This window comes from Mycobacteroides immunogenum, assembly GCF_001605725.1.
In the GTDB taxonomy this organism is placed as follows: Bacteria; Actinomycetota; Actinomycetes; order Mycobacteriales; family Mycobacteriaceae; genus Mycobacterium; species Mycobacterium immunogenum.
In genome coordinates, this window is the sequence record NZ_CP011530.1 from 1,366,423 (window position 1) to 1,382,891 (window position 16,469).

A 16,469-nucleotide genomic window follows, 5' to 3' on the forward strand; every position below is an offset into this window, starting at 1 on the left:
TGGACCAGCCGTGCACCGGCGCGAGTCGATCTGATGGCGCTGGTTTCGGCCGCGATATGTCCACACCCAATGATGTTGATCCCTGACATTGCGGGCGATGCGGATAGAAAGTGGCGTCGGCTCCGTGATGCTTGCCTGGAATCGGTTCGCCGACTGAATATTCCGATTGTCGGTGGGGGACACGTGATTGCCCCGAATGCACCCCATCTGGTCGTGATCGTGGGCGGCGACGATATGACAAGGAGTTTCGATCCGGCCTGCGTCTATGGAAGCCTCTGGGCCAGCGGTGTCCGCTGGGACTACGGGTGGGGTGTCGACAGCGAGAACCCTCAGCCCCTACCGCTGTCCCTGACTCTCGGGTACTGGCTCATGAGTAAATCTCGGATAGGTGAGAGAGGGGGAATTGCCGCCGATGTTGCGTTCCAAGCCGTCGATTTCGGTGCGTCGCGACATACGTGTGCTGAGCTGGGGAGGGATTTGGCCGGACGGGCCGAGCGCGTCTCGATGATTGTCATGGGTGAAGGATCCACCTGTATGACCGCAGCTGCCCACGCGCGGGACATCGAGGATGCAAAGCTCAGCGACGATGAGGTGATGCGGGCACTCGGCAAAGCCGATGCGGACGCCCTGGCCAATCTCCAGTTTCGGGGGACTGAAACGGGCCTCGCGGCGTGGCAGGTCTTGGCAGGTGCGGTTGGCGATCGAGCATTCCGCGGCCACCTTCACGCGAACGCATCGCGAAGGTACCGAGGATATTTCGCGGCCAGCTGGACATCTCATTCGTAAAACTGCACGAGACAGAACTCATGCCCCTCCGGGTCGCGCATGAGGAGCACCACGCCCTCGTCGTAGTTGTGGCGCTCGCCCGACCAAGATCCGCCGAGGCTCTCTACTTGGCTTCGCGCGGAATCGATGTCATCGACTTCGACGTCCAGGTGCAAGCGCACTTTTGAGGTCTTGACTTCGGGTACTCGTTGAAAGGTGAGTCGCGGTTGATCGCCGCTTCGTGTGCCCAGGCTCGTCCATCCCGGATCCTCGCCGTGTTCCGTGGATGGCGCAATATCCAGGACCGCACCCCAGAACGATGCGAGGCGCGCAGGGTCGGCGCAGTCGATGGTGAGCCCGATCCAGCGATTCGTCACCGAGCGATTGTCGCTCATGGCCGAGCACTTGCATATGCCATGAGAAACTGGCAGTACGTCAATCCCGCATGTACGACACCACCGCCATCATCCCGGTTTCGCCGTGATAGATGTTGTGGCAGTGGGTAAGCCACTGCCCGGGGTTGTCGGCGTCGAAGTCCACCTCGACGGTCTTCATGGGTGCGACGAGGACGGTGTCCTTGCGGGCGCGGAACGCCCCCTTGGCATCGTGCACCGCGAAGGTGTGCCCGTGTAGATGCATGGGGTGGAACATCATGGAGTCGTTGATGAAACGCAGGCGTACCCGCTGTCCTTCGCGCACAGGTAGCCCATCTTGCGGGTCGTAGGTTTTGCCGTTGATGGTCCATGTGTACTTCTCACCCGGCCCGGCCAATCGCACATCGTGGGTCACGTTGGGCTCGCGGCGCGTGAGCTGAACCTCCCCGGTGGCGGTGAGCGTCGCGGTATCCAGTGGCACCTGGGACTTCATGAGCATCGCGGCATCCTCGGCCCGCCCGCGCACCGGCGTATCGCCGGACCGCAGGATCAATTGTGCGAATCCCTTCTTCCCCTCGGGAACGGCCACCAGCGGTACCGAAGAACCCGGAATGGTGATGATCGCGTCCACTCGTTCGCCCATGGTGACCAGGACGGTGTCGGCCTGGTAGGGCTGCACCGGAAAGCCGTCGGTATGAGTGACCGTCATCGGCACGCCCGGAATGCTGAGCCGGAACGCCGTGTCGCCGCCCGCGTTGACGATGCGTAGCCGCACCCGCTGCCCGGCGCGATAGGTCGCGGACTGGGGATCGGCGGCCACCCGCCCGTTGATCAGGTAGTAGGGATAGGTCACATCGCCGGCATCCATACCCAGCGGCGCCGTCGGATCTGCCCCCATGCTCATCATCGAATGATCCATCGGTGCCATGCCCTTGGTACGCAGCCCGTCGAGTACTTGATCTGGATCGGTGCCGGTGCCATCGATCCAGTCGTCGAGCGCCACCACCAGCTCCTCGTCGTACGCGGTGCGCTCATCGGGGTCTTCAATGATCAGCGGTGCGTAGAGCCCTCGGTCGATCTGCGTTCCCACATGGGGGTGAAACCAATATGTTCCGGCGTGGGGTACCGCGAACTCGTAGTCGAAGACTCCGTTCGGCGCGATCTCTGACTGAGTGAGGCCGGGCACGCCGTCCATGTCATTGCGCAGAGCCAGCCCATGCCAGTGCACTGTGGTGGGCGCGGGGAGGTTGTTGACCGTCCGCACCCGGAGTATCTCCCCTCTGCGGACACGGATCTCCTGTCCGGGTACCCGCCCCCCGTATGCCCAGGTTGGCACCCGGGTTCCGGCAAGGTCGAGTTCCGTGGGACCTGCGTTCAGCGCGAATTGCCGGACTGCGGCTCCCGGACCTCTTCGCGTCGCTTCCACTGCGGCAATTCGGGGTGAATCGGGATTGATTCGTTGCGATGTGGCAGCTCTGGGGGTGTTTTTGGTGCAGGAGGCCAAGACTCCCACGGCTGCGGCCGTCATGCCCAGACGAAGGAGTTCGCGTCGGCCAAGCCGTGCTGACATGCCAGTGCTCATGAAGTCCATGTATACCCCGCAGGGGTATGTGGAGCAACCCGGGCACGCGCCAATCGCATTGAGCGCTCACCACGAATAGGTCGCGATCAGATCACATACCCCGTAAGGGTATAAAAAATGGTGCTAGCCTGGCTGCCATGTCGACCCGAGCGCGCCGCAGCGGTGGTCATGGTCGACTCTGGCTCGTCGCGATCCTGGTCGCGATGATGTCGAGCCTGCCGATCCTGCATTGTGTCTCCGGGCATGGCGGCGCCGGTGCGCCGCACCACCAGGCGGCACACGCCGCACTGCCCGGGCATGGCCCGTCGGCTACCCATGCGCACCTGGACAATTCGATACACCAGCTGACATGCCAGACCCTGGACGGAATGGTTGCCGTGGCCCGCGGCCTGAATCCGCTGCGCGTTCTGATCGTGCTCGCCGCGCTGATGCTGGCCACTCTCGTGTTCCAACTCGTGGCGGCACATCTGTCGCGGGGGCCGCCGCTGCCCACCGATTGTTACAGGGCCCGGACGGGCCGCGACATCCTCACCACTCTCTGCGTCATTCGGCGCTGATCGGCCCACGGGCATGACGGGATTCCGTCCTGCCCACGCGCGCCGCCATCAGCTTCCCGGCCGCTTCGTGCGGCCCTCACGCAGGGATTCTTCATGAACAACAGCATTGCTCTGTCATCTCGTCGTAGCTGCACTCACCAGGGACCCAGGTTCCACGACCCCAACACATTGGTGGGTAATACCCCGGTGCTGTGGGTGTCCGAGCCCTTCGCGCCACCCGGCACCGGATTTTGGGCCAAGCTCGAAGGCCACAATCCCAACGGTATGAAAGACCGGCCCGCACTGCACATGATCGAGCAGGCCCGGGCACGTGGTGACCTCAAGCCTGGCGCCATGATCGTCGAATCAACCAGCGGAACATTAGGTTTGGGGCTGGCGCTGGCGGGCATCATCTACCGTCATCCGGTCACCCTGGTCACCGATCCGGGTCTGGAACCCATCGTCAGCAGCATGCTGACCGCCTACGGTGCGCGCGTGGAAATCGTGGCCGAGCCGCACCCGATCGGCGGCTGGCAACAGGCACGCAAGGATCGCGTTGCCGAAATACTTGCCGTCGAACCGGATTCGTGGTGCCCCGACCAGTACCAGAACCCCGACAACGTCGACGCTTACCGCGGCCTCGCCGAGGAGTTGATCGACCAGCTGGGCACCGTGGACACACTGGTGTGTTCGGTGGGAACCGGCGGGCACTCCTCCGGCGTGGGACGCGTGCTGCGGGAACATAATCCGGATCTGCGGCTCGTGGGCGTCGACACGATCGGATCGACGATATTCGGGCAGCCCGCCGCCTCGCGGCTGATGCGCGGGCTCGGGTCGAGCATCTACCCGGGCAATGTCGACTATCCCGCCTTTGACGAAGCTCATTGGGTCGCACCGAACGAGGCGGTCTGGGCGGCCCGGACTCTCGCCGCCACCTACCACGCCAGCGGTGGATGGAGCGTCGGTGCGGTGGCATTGGTCGCGGGTTGGGTGGCACGCACCTCGGCGCCCGGCACGCGCATCGCCGCGATCTTCCCCGACGGCCCGATGCGCTATCACGGCACAATTTACGATGACGACTACTGCCGCAGCCACGATCTGCTGGACCGCCCGCCCGCGCAGAATCCCGACGTGATCGACGATCCCGCAGACAGGGTGGTGGATCGCTGGACCAGACTGACCCGCGTGATTGACCCGATAGGACGGACGGCGTGATCCAGACATTCCGCCAGTTCCGGTCTTTCGATCGGCCCAGCCAGATTCTGATGGTGAATCAGTTCGCCATCAACGTCGGCTTCTACATGCTGATGCCCTACCTCGCCGGATATCTGGCCGGGCCCTTGGGGCTGGCGGCCTGGATGGTGGGGCTGGTGCTGGGAGTTCGGAACTTCTCCCAGCAGGGCATGTTTCTGGTCGGCGGCACGCTGGCTGACAGGTTCGGGTACAAGCCGCTGATCGTCGCGGGTTGTTTGTTGCGTACCGCGGGATTCCTGATGCTGGCCTTCGTCGGAACTCTGCCCGCCATATTGATCGCCTCGGCGGCTACGGGTTTCGCGGGTGCACTGTTCAATCCCGCGGTGCGTGCCTACCTCGCGGCCGACTCGGGGGAGCGCAGGGTGGAAGCCTTCGCGGTCTTCAACGTCTTCTATCAGGCCGGCATCCTGTTCGGGCCGATCCTCGGTTTGGCGTTGACCGCGTGGGACTTCCGAATCACCTGTGCCGTCGCCGCGGCGGTCTTCGCTTTTCTGACCGTCATCCAGTTGATGGCGCTGCCGGCGAATGGGGCCGAGCCGGGTGCCGATCGGCAGCCGGTGCTCGCTGATTGGCGGTCGGTGGTTTCCAACAGGGCATTCCTGTTGTTCTCGGGCGCCATGGTCGGTTCGTACGTGCTCACCTTCCAGGTGTACCTGGCGTTGCCGTTCCAGGCCGCGCTGCTGACCGAGGACCAGAGGTCCGAAACGGTTTTGGTGACAAGCATCTTCGTGGTGTCCGGGCTGGTGGCCATCGCCGGTCAGGTGCGACTCACCGGCTGGCTTTCCGCGCGGTTCGGCCCCAGCCGCAGTCTGGTGTTCGGGATGCTGGTGATCGCGACGGCGTTCGTGCCGTTGGCGCTGCTACCCGCCGCGGCGTCGGCAGGACGACTCGCCGCGGTCGCCGCGCTGCTGCTCTCGGCGGCGTTGTTGGCCGTGGGAACCATCGCGACCTTTCCCTTCGAGATGGACACCGTGGTCAGGCTGGCCGACAACCGTTTGGTGGCCACTCACTACGGGCTGTACAACACCATCGTCGGTATCGGCATCCTGGCCGGGAATCTGATGACCGGGTCGGTGTTCGGTTACGCCCAGCAGCACGGTATGCCCTCGTTGTTGTGGGTATCGCTGACCGCTGTCGGCCTGGTGTGCGCGGCGGCATTGTTCGCGTTGTGGCGGGCGGGGCTCCTCGACCGAGGCAGGGAAGTGGCGCCGGCCGCCCGTGCCTGAGTAGTTTGTGGAGGCCATGACCAGCCCCGCCAAGCCCATCAACCTCGTCAACCTCGAGAACGTATCGAAGTCGTACGGCGTCAAGCCGTTGCTCTCGAACGTCAGCCTCGGAGTACAGGCGGGAGATCGCATCGGGGTCGTGGGCCTCAACGGTGGCGGCAAGACGACGCTGTTGGAGGTGCTCGCCGGCATCGAACCGGCAGATCAAGGCAGAGTCAGTCGGGTCGGCGACCTGCGCCAGGCCGTCGTCACCCAGCGCGACGAACTTGAGGGCGAAACGATCTTCGATGTCGTGATCGCGCCGTTGGGCGTCGCCGAGCATGAATGGGCCGGTGACGCGCGGATCCGCTCGGTTCTGGACGGTGTCGGGGTGGCGGCCCTGGGACTCGAGCGGCGCGTGGATCAACTCTCCGGAGGCCAGCGGCGCCGCGTGGGGCTCGCCGCGGCATTGGTGCGTGACCTCGATCTGCTGATCCTTGACGAGCCCACCAACCACCTGGACGTCGAAGGCGTGCAGTGGCTTGCCGAGCACCTGCTGGCGCGGCGCACCGCGCTCGTTGTCGTGACACACGACCGCTGGTTCCTGGATAACGTGGCCACCCGCACCTGGGAAGTGGTCGACGGCAACGTCGAATCGTATGAAGGCGGTTACGCCGACTGGACCTTCGCGCGCGCCGAACGAGGACGGCAGGCCGACGCGGCGGAGGCTCGTCGCCGCAATCTGGCCCGCAAAGAACTGGCTTGGTTGCGCCGTGGCCCGCCCGCGCGCACATCCAAGCCCCGGTACCGCATCGAGGCCGCGGAAGCCTTGATTGCCGACGTGCCGCCGCCGCGAGATTCGGTGGCGCTGACGGCTTTTGCGCGCCGACGGCTGGGCCGGATCGTCATCGAACTCGAGGACGCGACGGTGACGACACCCGCCGGTGAGGAACTGGTGCGTGATCTGACCTGGCGGTTGGCCCCCGGTGAACGCATCGGTTTGGTGGGAGTCAACGGTTCCGGAAAGACCACCCTGTTGCGCGTACTGGCCGGTGCGGTGCCGTTGGCGGCCGGGCATCGCAAAGAGGGCAAGACGGTCAGCATCGGCTGGTTGCGCCAGGAACTGGACGACCTGCCGGAGGACATCCGGGTGCTCGATGCGATCGAATCCATCGCGCTGCGAATTACCTTGGGCGACAAGGAGCTCTCCGCTTCCCAGGTGGCCGAGATGCTCGGGTTCAGCCCGGCGCGTCAGCGCACGCCGGTCGGAGACCTCTCCGGTGGTGAACGCCGCCGGCTGCAGTTGACACGGGTGCTCATGGCCGAACCGAACGTGCTGCTGCTCGACGAGCCCACCAACGACCTGGATATCGAAACGCTGCAGCAGGTGGAGGATCTGCTGGACGGCTGGGCGGGCACCTTGGTGGTTGTCAGCCACGACCGGTATCTCATCGAGCGAGTGTGTGACTCCACCTGGGCGCTGTTCGGTGACGGCAAGCTGACCAATCTGCCCGGCGGCATCGAGGAGTATCTGCGCCGGCACGCCCAACCGGTCGCCGCGCCCGCCGCCAAAGCCGTGCCTGAACGCGGCCGCGATGGTGCGGCACTGCGCGCGGCACAGAAAGAACTCGGCCGACTTGAGCGGGCCGTGGCCAAGCTGGGGGAGCGGGAGGCCGCCCTGCACGCGAAGCTCGCCGAACACGCCACCGATCCGGATCGGGTGGTGACGCTGACGGCAGAGCTCAATGCCGTCGTCGCCGAGAAGGACGCCACCGAGGTGCAATGGATGGAGCTCGCCGAAGAGCTCGAGTAGAGCTAGTCGAGCTCGAATCGCTGCTCGCGCAGCCGGTCCAGGGCGCGCCCGTCGGCCAATTCATCCCGCAGCGCCGGGTGGCGCCAGTAGTACCAAAACAGCCAATACAGCGCGCGCCCACCGGGCGTGTACGCCATGGGCGAGCTCATCGAATGGGACTTTTCTCCCGTTACCCGGATGACGATGGGGAAGCCCCGTTTGGCGAGGGGCGAGTCGCTGGTGACCTCGACGATGTCATCCCAGTCCGCCGACCAGGATTTCCACTCGGTGACGGAGAAGCCGGTGGGCGACAAGTCGATCCGCTGCGGATCGTTGCGGTGCAGGACCAACATCACCAGCCCGACCGCAGATGCCACCGCCACCACCACTGCGGCTATTTCAGCCTTCATGAAGTGGCGCTCCATCGAGATGTCCAGGGCGCCCTGCGGTGCGAACACCGCGAACAAAATGCTCGTCGGCAGCAAGAAGGCCAATGCCGCGATCGTGGCCACCCGAGAGACGGGGTCCGGGTGAAGGTGGGTGGCGGTGCCGTCCGCCTCGCCGCGAACGCTGACCCACCCGGCGCGTTGCATCACGAAAACAATCGTGAGGGCCAGCAGGCTCAACGTGGCGCCGGCAGCGAACGCCGCGGTGAGGTACTCCTGGCGTGTGATGAGCCCCAGCGTCCAGTAGCCAGCTGCAGCGGTGAGCGCCAGCGTGACGATTCCTACCAGCGTCGTGAATATCGGCCGACTTCTCCAGTGCTCTGGCATAGGTAGCGCAGCGTGCGGCATGTGATCCCCCCGTGGTCGGTCATGAAGCGTGTTAGCGAACTATAACCGGATGGATCAAGCGGTGACCGCTGCCGTCAGCCGGGTCGAACATCAACGCCTAAAGAAAAAGCGAGGGCAGTCGCAGTGACTGCCCTCGCCTGTTGAACGGATTGAGTGAGAAACATCCGGGACTAGGCCCGGCATGCGAGGCACTACGCGCCTCGCCGATGCGTCCCCCCTCTGGGGGTTCGCCAACCTGCCGTTATACGGCTAGCGGGAACCACTCATCGGTCTGCTCCGTGTTGTCGCCCTCGACCAGCAGCTCGCCGCTGTAGATGGCTTCGAAGTCGATCTCGATGACCGTGGCACCGAATTCCTCGTTCGTCATGTACTTGACAGTAGGGGTCACCATTAAGAAATCTTTGAGTTACGAATCGGAAAAGTCTGGCAATTTTCGCTGCCGCCATCGGCCCAGGTCATAGACCATAAGCGGCCTTGCTGAACTCTTAAGAAAACGGATTGGTGCCCTTGACGAGCACCCAGGCGGCAATAGCCGCCCCAAATCCGGCCACAACCAGCACCGATGAGACCGCGTTCGGCCATTCTTCGCGGCCAAAACGTCCGTCCACGGATATGCGGCCCGGTCCAATAAGAATGATCGCGATGGCCGCGGCCGCGAGCACAAGCGGGAACTGCACGGCCGTGCCGGATTGAAAGAGATCGTGGCGTACCGAGTAGGCCAAGGTGGCGGCGTAGAGCATCGAGCCCAGCACCGCGCCCCCGCCGAGGGGAGTGAGCATTCCGGCGACAAGTAGCGCGCCGCCGATGCTGTAAGTACCGGCGAGCACGCGCGCCGCGAGATCAGCGGACGCGCTCGAGGCCGAGCCGAGTTGTGCGAACTGTTCGGAGGCGAACACGACGCTCAGCCCGTCCCAGCACAGCGTCACCCCCACCGCGACACGCAGGACCAATAGTCCAATATCGTTGCGGGTCAACGGATCGCTGTACTGTTTGGCGCTCGGCACGCCGGGATTCTATGGCACGCGCGCTAGGGTGAATCCGCTATGGCGGCGGTCACTTCCCGGTACGACGACGGCGACAACATTCCCGGCATACCGACCGTGCGCATCGCACGCGCCGACCTTACCGTGATCACCGCGCTTACCGCTGTTGTGTTCGGTTGGGCCAGCCGGGGATACGGATACTTCTTCGACGAGGCCTACTTCGTGGTCGCCGGGCGCGATCATCCGTCCTGGGGGTACTTCGACCAACCGCCGCTGGTCCCGTTCATCGCGGGCCTCGCTGACAACATTGCGCCCGGATCGCTGTGGGTGCTGCGGCTCGCGGCCACCGCGGCGGTGGCGATCGGGTCGTTGATGTGTGGGCTGATCGCGGCCGAGCTCGGCGGCGGCCGCCTTACCCAATCCGTGTCGGCGATCGCCTACGCCACTGCCATGTTCCAGATTTTGGCGCACTGGCTGCAGACACCGGCGATCGATCCGGCGCTGTGGGCGGCGGTGTGCTGGCTGTTGGTGCGCTGGACGCGCAGTCTGCGGGAACGGTTGCCCGACGACCGGCTGCTGCTCTGGGCGGGGATCGTCACCGCGATCAGCATGCAGACCAAGTTCCTCATTCCGGCCCTGTGGCTTGCGGTGCTGCTGAGTGCGGCAGTACTGGGGCCACGGGCGCTGCTGCGCCGCCGACAGCTGTGGACCGGGGCAGCGGTCGTCGTGGTGACTACCGTCCCCACCCTGATCTGGCAGGGCACTCACGGATGGCCGTACTTGCGCATGGCCGGGATCGTGGCCGCCGAGTCGGAGCGGGGAGCGGCGCTGTTGGGCGGCATGCTCGTCGGCTCCGCCGTCATCGGACTGGGGCTGCTGCTGGCCGGAGTCGTCGCGCTGTTGGCGGCGCCGTCGCTACGGCCCTACCGATATTTGGGATTGGCCGCGGTGTTGGTCGGAGTGTTCATGTTCGTCTCTCATGGACGCGCCTACTACGGCATGGGGTTGTATGCCCTATTGATTGCCGCGGGCGCGGTGGGGCTTTCTCGGTGGCGCCCGGTCCGTCCCGTGGTGCGTGGCGTGGTCTACGGCCTGATCGCGGTGGTGACGGCCGCGTCGGTGATCATGGCAATCGTCCGGCTGCCCATCGTGTCTGAATCGGCCGCCGTGCGCTGGTTTTCTTGGGCCGGTGCGATGGGGCCGACGATGCTTGCCGACGGCGATCACTCCACGGAGGGGCTACGACAGGTCGCCCGGGACACCTACGATTCGATGCCGCCGGAGATACGCAACCGCACGGCCCTCGTCGTGCAGATCTATCCGATGGCCGCCGCCTACGACGTCGAGGCCGGACGCGCGGGAATCTCCCGCGCCTACAGCTTCCACCGCGGCTACTACTACTTCGGGGCGCCGCCGGAATCGATGACGGACATGATGTACGTCGGCGTCGACGATCCGGATGCCAAACTTGCCCAAGGGTTCCGGGGTGTGCAGCGCATCGAGCTGCTGCACACGCCCGGCGAGGACGAGGCGCACGTCTATCGGTACTACGGCAGAATTGCGCCGTGGCAACAGCTATGGGACGACTGGCGCACGTACCAGTAGGCGCGCGATGACGATCGAACAGATGGCGCCTCGCGACGCCCAGATGTATTGGATGTCGACGAAGATCCCCAACGATCAGTTTCTGCTGTTCTGCTTCGATTCGCCGACGCCGGATTTGGACGCCGTGCGCTCGGTGATCGCCGCACGCGCGGCCCGGATAGCGGACCTTCGGGTGCGGGCAGTTGACGTCGCCGGGCACCTTGATTACCCGTACTGGGGTCCGCGCGATGAGTCGCAGGTGCCGTTGACCGTGCATGCGCTGGCCGACCCCAGCTGGCCGCGGTGCCGATCTGCCATTGCCGCACTGCTGCCCAATACCGTCGATATTCGTCAAAGTCCTTGGCATTTACATCTTTTCCCGGATATCAAGGGTGCGCCACGGGTATCGGGCTCGGCGCTGATCGCGGTGCTGCAGGTATCGCACGCGCTGGCCGATGGCCAGCGGGCTACCGCGGTGGCGCGGGCCTTGTTCGGCGACGGATCGCCCGTGGGTGGCGCGGTTCCCGAGGTACCCGCCCGCCCGGCCTTGCGTGGTCTGCTGGACTTCCCGGGGAAGTTGGGGCAGCTACTGGCCGTGAGCAGGGGCGGGTACCTGGCCTACCAGCGGCAGCAGGAGCTGGTGGCGGCCGGTGAGCTGGAGCCGGAACCACAAGGCTTCCCGTTGATTTCGCTCAACGCGCGGCCCGGTGAGCATCGGGAGATTCGGATGATCGTGCGCCCCCGAGACGAACTGCGCGCCGACGGCGTCAGTGTGACTGTCGCGGTGATGACGGCGATTTCTTCGGCACTACCGCGATACTTGCGCGATCACGGTCAATGGGTCCCGGAGAGGCTGGGCGCCGAGGTGACCGTTGCCGAACCAGGAGAATCGCTGGCGCGCAACAATTTCCGCAATGTTGGGGTAGACCTGTGCTGGAGCGAGCCCGACCTGCGGACCCGGGCACGCAGCATCGCCGAGGGTATCGAGAGCAGGCGCCGCCGTGCCGCGCATCCGGTACTGGTGGCCCAGCGCGCCGGTGGGGCGGCGCTGCCGGCGCCGATGATGTGGGCGGGGGTGAACGCGTTCAACACCGACCTCATGCCGCCGACGGTGGCGGGCAATACTGTGGTGTCGAGTGTGGTGCGCGGTGCCGCCGACCTGACGCTCGGTGGTGGGACGGTGGCGTTTACTGCCGGGTTCCCGGCGCTGTCGCCGGCGATGGGTCTGACCCATGGAGTGCATGGCATCGGTGACGCCGTCACGGTGAGCGTGCACACCAGCGCGGCGGTGATGCCCGATGCCGATCATTACGGATCCCTGCTCGCCGACGCTCTTGACGAGGTGTCTCAGCTGCAGCGATGAGTTTTGCGTCCGGCGCGGGTCGATACCGATATGCCAACTATTACTCCTTGTCTCTGGTTCGACACCCAGGCCGAAGAGGCTGCGAACTTCTATGTGTCCGTGTTCCCGAACTCTCGGATTCTTGAGGTCACGCACTATGGGCCAAATACGCCCATGCCGGAGGGCGCCGTGCTCACCGTCGAGTTCGAACTGGACGGGCAGCGGTACACCGCCCTCAACGCGGGGCCGCAGTTCACCTTCGATGAAGCGATCTCGCTCCAGATCGACTGTGCGTCACAAGAGGAAGTCGATCGCTACTGGTCGGCGTTGACCGCAGATGGGGGACAGGAGTCCCAATGCGGTTGGCTCAAGGACAAGTACGGGCTCTCGTGGCAGGTGGTCTCGCGTGAGCTGATCGACCTGATCTTCCATTCCGATCCGGTGACGGGCAATGCCGCGATGCAGGCCATGATGCAGATGCACAAACTCGATGTGGCTGTCGCCCGGGAGGCCGTTGCCGCAGCGCTGGCAGGTTCCTAGCGCCATGCGCTGCTCGCCCAAGCTACGTTCGGCAGAGTTTGCCAGAACTTCATACACTGAAGGCGATGGCTGTCGAGAGTTGCCTTGGGTACACGCGCGGTTGCCGCTGCCCGAAATGTGCCAGGCACCGGCGCCGGCATGAGGACCGGATGGCGCAGGCACGGCAGGATGCCGTGCAAGAGCGGGTAGAACGCCGTGCCCGCTGGCAAGCCGGTATCGCGGACGGCGGTCCCGCGGCGCCGCCGAATCAGGTTGTGGAACCCGCCGATCACGCGCGCGAGTTGGAGCGCGAACGTTCTCGTGCCCAGCATTTGCGGGGGCAGATCGCGGCGCTGCGTGAGATGGCGGCCCAACATTCGCCGGGGACGGACAGTGTCATGTTGGCGCTACTTCAGATGCGTCAGCTCGCCGAGCTGCTGGAACAACACCGCGATGAGCTTCGGATGCTGCTCAACGGATCGCCCGTGGACGAGCAGCAGCCGGTGCTCGATCCCTAGCGTTCGTCGCCGAAGTCGACGTTCCAGCCGAGAGATTTGTAGCGGCGCTTTTCGGACTCGCGGCGCTGCTGTTCGGCACGCTCGTGTTCTGACCAGTCGCCAATGACACCCGGCGATGCCTTGGGCAGATCGCCGAACAGTTCATTGCCGTTGTCCCAGTTGATGAGGAACTCGGGGGTTTCGTGTTCGTCGTCCTCTTCGCCGTGACCCCCGCGGCCGTGCGCGCCTCCCATCGGGGCCATGCCCATGCCACCCATGCCCGTTGCGCCACCGCGGATTCCGGCGCCACCGATGCCGGCGGGGTTAGTTCCGGCGCTGCCGCCCAGGCCGGGAACACCCGCGCCCCCGCGCAATGCGCCTGGGCCGCTGAGGGTTCCGGTGCCTGAACCTGAGCCCGACGACGAGCTGTAACCCGCTGCGGTGGTGCTGCCCAGCGGCAGACCCGACCCGGTCTTATCCGAGCCGCCGCCGAGACCGCTGAGGGCATTGCCCAAGCCGCTACCCGAACCGCCGGAACCACTTTGGGGGCTGCCGCCGCCCGAACCGCCGCCGCTGCCGGCACCAGCGCCCTGGCCTTGTCCGCTCTGGTTGCCTGAACCGTCGCTGAAGGCGGGTTTAGTGTTCTTGTCGGCGAGTCCGTCGGTGAGATTGTTCGCGCCGCCGGTGCCCTGGCCGCCGCCTGAGCCGCCGCCGTTTCCTCCGCCTCCACCGTTGTTGTTGATCACCGGATTCGGTGTGTCGCCACCTGTTTGGGGGTTGTACGCACTCTGGAATTTGCGTTGCTCGCCGCTGAGCGGATTGGTGTACGTGGACTGCGCGTACCCCTGCAGCTCCTTCAGCTTCTTGGCGTAGTCGTCAGGGTCCTTCTTCTTTTCGGGTGCAGGGCTATGGCTGTTGGCCATGTTCACTGACGCCTGCAGCGTCCGGGAATCGCCGCGGAGAGTATCCGCAACATGCCGGGTTACCGTGGCCAGGCTGTTTGCTTCGCCGTCCAATGCGACGTTGCGTTCACTGGTGGAGGTTGCTTGCTTGGCCGCGTCCGCAGCCGCGCCCGTCCAGAAGTCGTCCTGGCCAAGTTTGCCACTCAACGACTTGATCTCAACGCTTGCGGCGTTAAGTTCGTTTGCAATTCCGTCCCATAGATTCGCCGTGTCTGAGACGCTGCCCGGGTCCAGGCTCTTCAGCTCGTTGAGTATCTGTTGATAGTCGTTCTTGCCGTACCAATTGTCATTACCCATATCAATTCCCTCCCGCTACTGGGGCAGCCTGCCTGCTACGGCAGTGGCGATGGCTGTAGCTTTTGAACAAGTGTCTGGCATCGACGCATGGGCCTGGTCGCCAGTGGATACGTAAACATCAAAGAACACCACAGCTTTTTGCGATGGCAACACCACAGTGCAGTTGTCTCGATTAGCGGAGGCATAAATAGCGCCTGAGAGTCCGCCAATTGAAACCGGCTGTTGAAGACTCAGCGTGGGGTCGGGGCGTAGGTACTTCTCGACAGTTGCGTTGAGCACATCGATTGTTAGCGACCAGGACCGGTTTCCGTCCCACCAGCGACATCCGCGTATTTGGTTTTGCATTTCGATACTGACATCGTCAACCTTATTTGGATCCACCCCCCAGTTTTGAAGTTCCTCACGAGCAAACGAGGTGCATGGCTCGAAGGCAGTGCCATCCGAGTGCTTGTCAGGCGGTGGATGAGGCGCTGGCAGAGTATTTTGGACAGTCGTCGGCGATGCCGTCGATTGTTGCAATTCGCTGGCTGCGTTTGAGGAGGAACGTACTGCCAAGCCGCCGGTCGCTTGCGTGCATGCCGCAAGCACACTAGCGGCCGTAATGGCCGACGCCAGAAGCGCAGTTTTACTGCATGCCCGCAGCATGAGGATCAATCGAGATTTGGCGACCTTTCAGGGACGCAGTGTTGTTCTCCTCGACGGCACGTACGGCCATCTCGGTGGCGACGAAGCGGTCGGCGAAGCCTTGATACTCCTTGCTTAACGCTGTAAGTGCGGTCTCAAGATTGGCGGCAACGGTTGAGTATTGGTCTACGACACCCTTGCCTGTGTCGAGAGGTACACCCTCACCAAAGCCGCTGACTTTCTTTAGCTCGGCAATCTTCCGTAGCTGCGCATCGACTTTCTCCTTGGCGCGCAGGCAATAAGCTGCGGCTTTCTGACCAGCGTTCTCTGCCATGTGCAACGTTTGACCGTTGCTGGCGTCGTACATCGCGTTCTGCTGTAGATCGGGACTGAAGTTGTCCCAGTTGAAGCCTGTGGTCACGATTTCCTCCCCTCGTGGTGGTTGCCAGTATGCCTGCGTGTGCATCCGTACGCCATGTAACCCCTAGGTGCCTGCGGCCGGCCAGCCGGGGTCGGCAGGAAGTGTTGGGTAGTCATCTCTCGGATGCTCACCGAGCAGAAGGAAACGGCGCTTTTCGTAAGGGTCAGGCGCGGTATCTGCGCAGGTTCTTCTGTCGTTATCGAACTCATTCTGGGGCCATATGTTGGGTTCGGAACGGTAAAACTCTGTGCTCATGTGCAGGACGGTTCGGATTTTCCATCCACCGAATACATCGCGGCTGGGGCTGGGGTTAGTGCCTCGCTGCGGTTTGACCGTCGGGTCTGGTTCGGCCGGGGTCGGCGGGCGCAGGGTGATCAGCAGGGAAACAGTGCCGTCATACAAGGTGGGGAAGTCTGGCGACTTGGGGCGGGGCCAGTAGGAAGAGTAGGTATAGGTGCCGTTGGGCTGCCGAGTGGCGGTGGCGTAGTTCCGCTCGCAGAGCTTGACTACGTATCCGGAATGCATATTGCCCGACAGTGACACGATGTGTTCTTGCCAGGTGCCAACTATTGGGGTGGTGGTCTGGATTCCGTCGATGCTCAGTTGCGGGTCGCCAGCGAGCGGCGGTCGTACCGCGTTGTTGGGCCCTTCGGTATTGGGAGGCACTGCGCGCTCGAAGCCGGGGTAGTAGTACCGCGAATCGGCCATGAGGCCTGCGAGAACGTAGGACTCGCGGTAGGCGCGCAGGATGACGGCCGGACCGGTGGTCAGGTCGATGCCCGGTTCGGCAGTCCAGCGGATCCGCAGGTCTTGGGTCAGGCCGGTGAACGGAACCGGGGTTTGGTCGGCGGCACTATCGCGGTCCCAGAGGGTGCAGCCGGTGAGTGTCAATGTGACAGCCAACAGCATGCGGGCCACGGACCAGACACGGTTCCGTC

The 16,469-nt window shown here is 64.2% G+C and carries 18 protein-coding genes; 9 read left to right on the plus strand and 9 right to left on the minus strand.

Going from position 1 to position 16,469, the window contains the following annotated elements; genetic code table 11:
- Positions 1 to 69 precede the first annotated feature (69 nt).
- A complete protein-coding gene (locus ABG82_RS06825; protein WP_043077294.1) occupies positions 70 to 786 on the plus strand; it encodes a class III extradiol ring-cleavage dioxygenase family protein in 717 nt (238 codons plus the stop codon).
- Here ABG82_RS06825 and ABG82_RS06830 read toward each other — a convergent pair.
- The gene (locus tag ABG82_RS06830) at positions 777 to 1,160 is read right to left on the minus strand and encodes a VOC family protein (RefSeq protein WP_234707998.1); all 384 of its coding nucleotides are present in this window, start codon (positions 1,158 to 1,160) and stop codon (positions 777 to 779) included. The two genes, ABG82_RS06825 and ABG82_RS06830, sit on opposite strands and share 10 nt — an antisense overlap.
- Positions 1,161 to 1,200: 40 nt before the next feature.
- Complete coding sequence (locus ABG82_RS06835) at positions 1,201 to 2,721, minus strand: multicopper oxidase family protein (protein ID WP_043077337.1); 1,521 nt, start codon at positions 2,719 to 2,721, stop codon at positions 1,201 to 1,203.
- Positions 2,722 to 2,858: 137 nt separating this feature from the next.
- Here ABG82_RS06835 and lpqS point away from each other — a divergent pair, with 137 nt between their 5' ends.
- The 4 genes from lpqS to ABG82_RS06855 all read left to right on the plus strand — a co-directional run bounded on the left by lpqS (position 2,859) and on the right by ABG82_RS06855 (position 7,529).
- A complete protein-coding gene (gene lpqS / locus ABG82_RS06840; protein ID WP_078343875.1) occupies positions 2,859 to 3,278 on the plus strand; it encodes a putative copper homeostasis (lipo)protein LpqS in 420 nt (139 codons plus the stop codon).
- Between the two features lie 168 nt (positions 3,279 to 3,446).
- Complete coding sequence (locus tag ABG82_RS06845) at positions 3,447 to 4,472, plus strand: PLP-dependent cysteine synthase family protein (RefSeq protein ID WP_043077293.1); 1,026 nt, start codon at positions 3,447 to 3,449, stop codon at positions 4,470 to 4,472.
- A 50-nt stretch (positions 4,473 to 4,522) separates the two neighbouring features.
- Positions 4,523 to 5,737: an MFS transporter gene (locus ABG82_RS06850; RefSeq protein WP_043077335.1), complete on the plus strand. Its 1,215-nt coding sequence runs from the start codon at positions 4,523 to 4,525 to the stop codon at positions 5,735 to 5,737.
- A gap of 7 nt (positions 5,738 to 5,744) precedes the next feature.
- Positions 5,745 to 7,529 (plus strand): ABC-F family ATP-binding cassette domain-containing protein, encoded by a 1,785-nt coding sequence (locus ABG82_RS06855; protein ID WP_078343878.1) that lies wholly within the window; start codon positions 5,745 to 5,747, stop codon positions 7,527 to 7,529.
- Positions 7,530 to 7,531: 2 nt separating this feature from the next.
- Here ABG82_RS06855 and ABG82_RS06860 read toward each other — a convergent pair whose 3' ends face one another.
- The 3 genes from ABG82_RS06860 to ABG82_RS06870 all read right to left on the minus strand — a co-directional run bounded on the left by ABG82_RS06860 (position 7,532) and on the right by ABG82_RS06870 (position 9,306).
- The gene (locus ABG82_RS06860; protein WP_052510966.1) at positions 7,532 to 8,281 is read right to left on the minus strand and encodes a hypothetical protein; all 750 of its coding nucleotides are present in this window, start codon (positions 8,279 to 8,281) and stop codon (positions 7,532 to 7,534) included.
- Positions 8,282 to 8,543: 262 nt separating this feature from the next.
- Positions 8,544 to 8,669, minus strand: a complete 126-nt coding sequence (locus ABG82_RS29145; RefSeq protein WP_005059458.1) for a hypothetical protein — start codon at positions 8,667 to 8,669, stop codon at positions 8,544 to 8,546.
- A gap of 118 nt (positions 8,670 to 8,787) precedes the next feature.
- On the minus strand, positions 8,788 to 9,306 hold the full coding sequence (locus tag ABG82_RS06870; protein ID WP_043077292.1) for a DoxX family protein: 519 nt from the start codon (positions 9,304 to 9,306) through the stop codon (positions 8,788 to 8,790).
- A 39-nt stretch (positions 9,307 to 9,345) separates the two neighbouring features.
- Between ABG82_RS06870 and ABG82_RS06875 the strand changes: the two genes are divergently transcribed.
- The 4 genes from ABG82_RS06875 (at position 9,346) to ABG82_RS06890 (ending at position 13,248) form a co-directional block, all read left to right on the plus strand.
- The gene (locus tag ABG82_RS06875) at positions 9,346 to 10,890 is read left to right on the plus strand and encodes an ArnT family glycosyltransferase (protein ID WP_043077291.1); all 1,545 of its coding nucleotides are present in this window, start codon (positions 9,346 to 9,348) and stop codon (positions 10,888 to 10,890) included.
- 7 nt (positions 10,891 to 10,897) lie between these two features.
- A complete protein-coding gene (locus tag ABG82_RS06880) occupies positions 10,898 to 12,232 on the plus strand; it encodes a WS/DGAT domain-containing protein (protein ID WP_043077290.1) in 1,335 nt (444 codons plus the stop codon).
- A 30-nt stretch (positions 12,233 to 12,262) separates the two neighbouring features.
- Positions 12,263 to 12,751 carry a VOC family protein gene (locus tag ABG82_RS06885; RefSeq protein WP_043077289.1) on the plus strand — a complete coding sequence of 163 codons (489 nt, stop codon included), beginning with the start codon at positions 12,263 to 12,265 and terminating at the stop codon, positions 12,749 to 12,751.
- 65 nt (positions 12,752 to 12,816) lie between these two features.
- Positions 12,817 to 13,248: a hypothetical protein gene (locus tag ABG82_RS06890; protein ID WP_131676243.1), complete on the plus strand. Its 432-nt coding sequence runs from the start codon at positions 12,817 to 12,819 to the stop codon at positions 13,246 to 13,248.
- Here the strand turns inward: ABG82_RS06890 and ABG82_RS06895 are convergent.
- The 4 genes from ABG82_RS06895 to ABG82_RS06905 all read right to left on the minus strand — a co-directional run bounded on the left by ABG82_RS06895 (position 13,245) and on the right by ABG82_RS06905 (position 16,440).
- Entirely contained in the window at positions 13,245 to 14,486 is a 1,242-nt protein-coding gene (locus ABG82_RS06895) for a hypothetical protein (protein WP_043077287.1), read from the minus strand. The genes ABG82_RS06890 and ABG82_RS06895 overlap by 4 nt on opposite strands.
- A 15-nt stretch (positions 14,487 to 14,501) precedes the next feature.
- Positions 14,502 to 15,131, minus strand: a complete 630-nt coding sequence (locus ABG82_RS29305; protein ID WP_078343880.1) for a DUF3558 domain-containing protein — start codon at positions 15,129 to 15,131, stop codon at positions 14,502 to 14,504.
- Positions 15,112 to 15,531: a hypothetical protein gene (locus ABG82_RS06900; RefSeq protein WP_054175723.1), complete on the minus strand. Its 420-nt coding sequence runs from the start codon at positions 15,529 to 15,531 to the stop codon at positions 15,112 to 15,114. Before ABG82_RS06900 ends, ABG82_RS29305 begins: the two co-directional genes overlap by 20 nt.
- A gap of 63 nt (positions 15,532 to 15,594) precedes the next feature.
- Positions 15,595 to 16,440, minus strand: a complete 846-nt coding sequence (locus ABG82_RS06905) for a hypothetical protein (protein ID WP_043077332.1) — start codon at positions 16,438 to 16,440, stop codon at positions 15,595 to 15,597.
- Between the last annotated feature and the right edge of the window lie 29 nt (positions 16,441 to 16,469).

What these genes read in the sequence shown, in the direction of transcription:
- ABG82_RS06880 (WP_043077290.1), top strand. Translation starts at nt 10,898, where the DNA reads ATGACGATCGAACAGATGGCGCCTCGCGACGCCCAGATGTATTGGATG.
- ABG82_RS06825 (WP_043077294.1), top strand. Translation starts at nt 70, where the DNA reads ATGATGTTGATCCCTGACATTGCGGGCGATGCGGATAGAAAGTGGCGT.
- ABG82_RS06885 (WP_043077289.1), top strand. Translation starts at nt 12,263, where the DNA reads ATGCCAACTATTACTCCTTGTCTCTGGTTCGACACCCAGGCCGAAGAG.
- ABG82_RS06830 (WP_234707998.1), bottom strand. Translation starts at nt 1,160, where the DNA reads ATGAGCGACAATCGCTCGGTGACGAATCGCTGGATCGGGCTCACCATC.
- lpqS (WP_078343875.1), top strand. Translation starts at nt 2,859, where the DNA reads ATGTCGACCCGAGCGCGCCGCAGCGGTGGTCATGGTCGACTCTGGCTC.
- ABG82_RS06875 (WP_043077291.1), top strand. Translation starts at nt 9,346, where the DNA reads ATGGCGGCGGTCACTTCCCGGTACGACGACGGCGACAACATTCCCGGC.
- ABG82_RS06905 (WP_043077332.1), bottom strand. Translation starts at nt 16,440, where the DNA reads ATGCTGTTGGCTGTCACATTGACACTCACCGGCTGCACCCTCTGGGAC.
- ABG82_RS06850 (WP_043077335.1), top strand. Translation starts at nt 4,523, where the DNA reads ATGGTGAATCAGTTCGCCATCAACGTCGGCTTCTACATGCTGATGCCC.
- ABG82_RS29145 (WP_005059458.1), bottom strand. Translation starts at nt 8,669, where the DNA reads ATGACGAACGAGGAATTCGGTGCCACGGTCATCGAGATCGACTTCGAA.
- ABG82_RS06890 (WP_131676243.1), top strand. Translation starts at nt 12,817, where the DNA reads ATGGCTGTCGAGAGTTGCCTTGGGTACACGCGCGGTTGCCGCTGCCCG.
- ABG82_RS06835 (WP_043077337.1), bottom strand. Translation starts at nt 2,721, where the DNA reads ATGAGCACTGGCATGTCAGCACGGCTTGGCCGACGCGAACTCCTTCGT.
- ABG82_RS29305 (WP_078343880.1), bottom strand. Translation starts at nt 15,131, where the DNA reads ATGCTGCGGGCATGCAGTAAAACTGCGCTTCTGGCGTCGGCCATTACG.
- ABG82_RS06895 (WP_043077287.1), bottom strand. Translation starts at nt 14,486, where the DNA reads ATGGGTAATGACAATTGGTACGGCAAGAACGACTATCAACAGATACTC.
- ABG82_RS06860 (WP_052510966.1), bottom strand. Translation starts at nt 8,281, where the DNA reads ATGCCAGAGCACTGGAGAAGTCGGCCGATATTCACGACGCTGGTAGGA.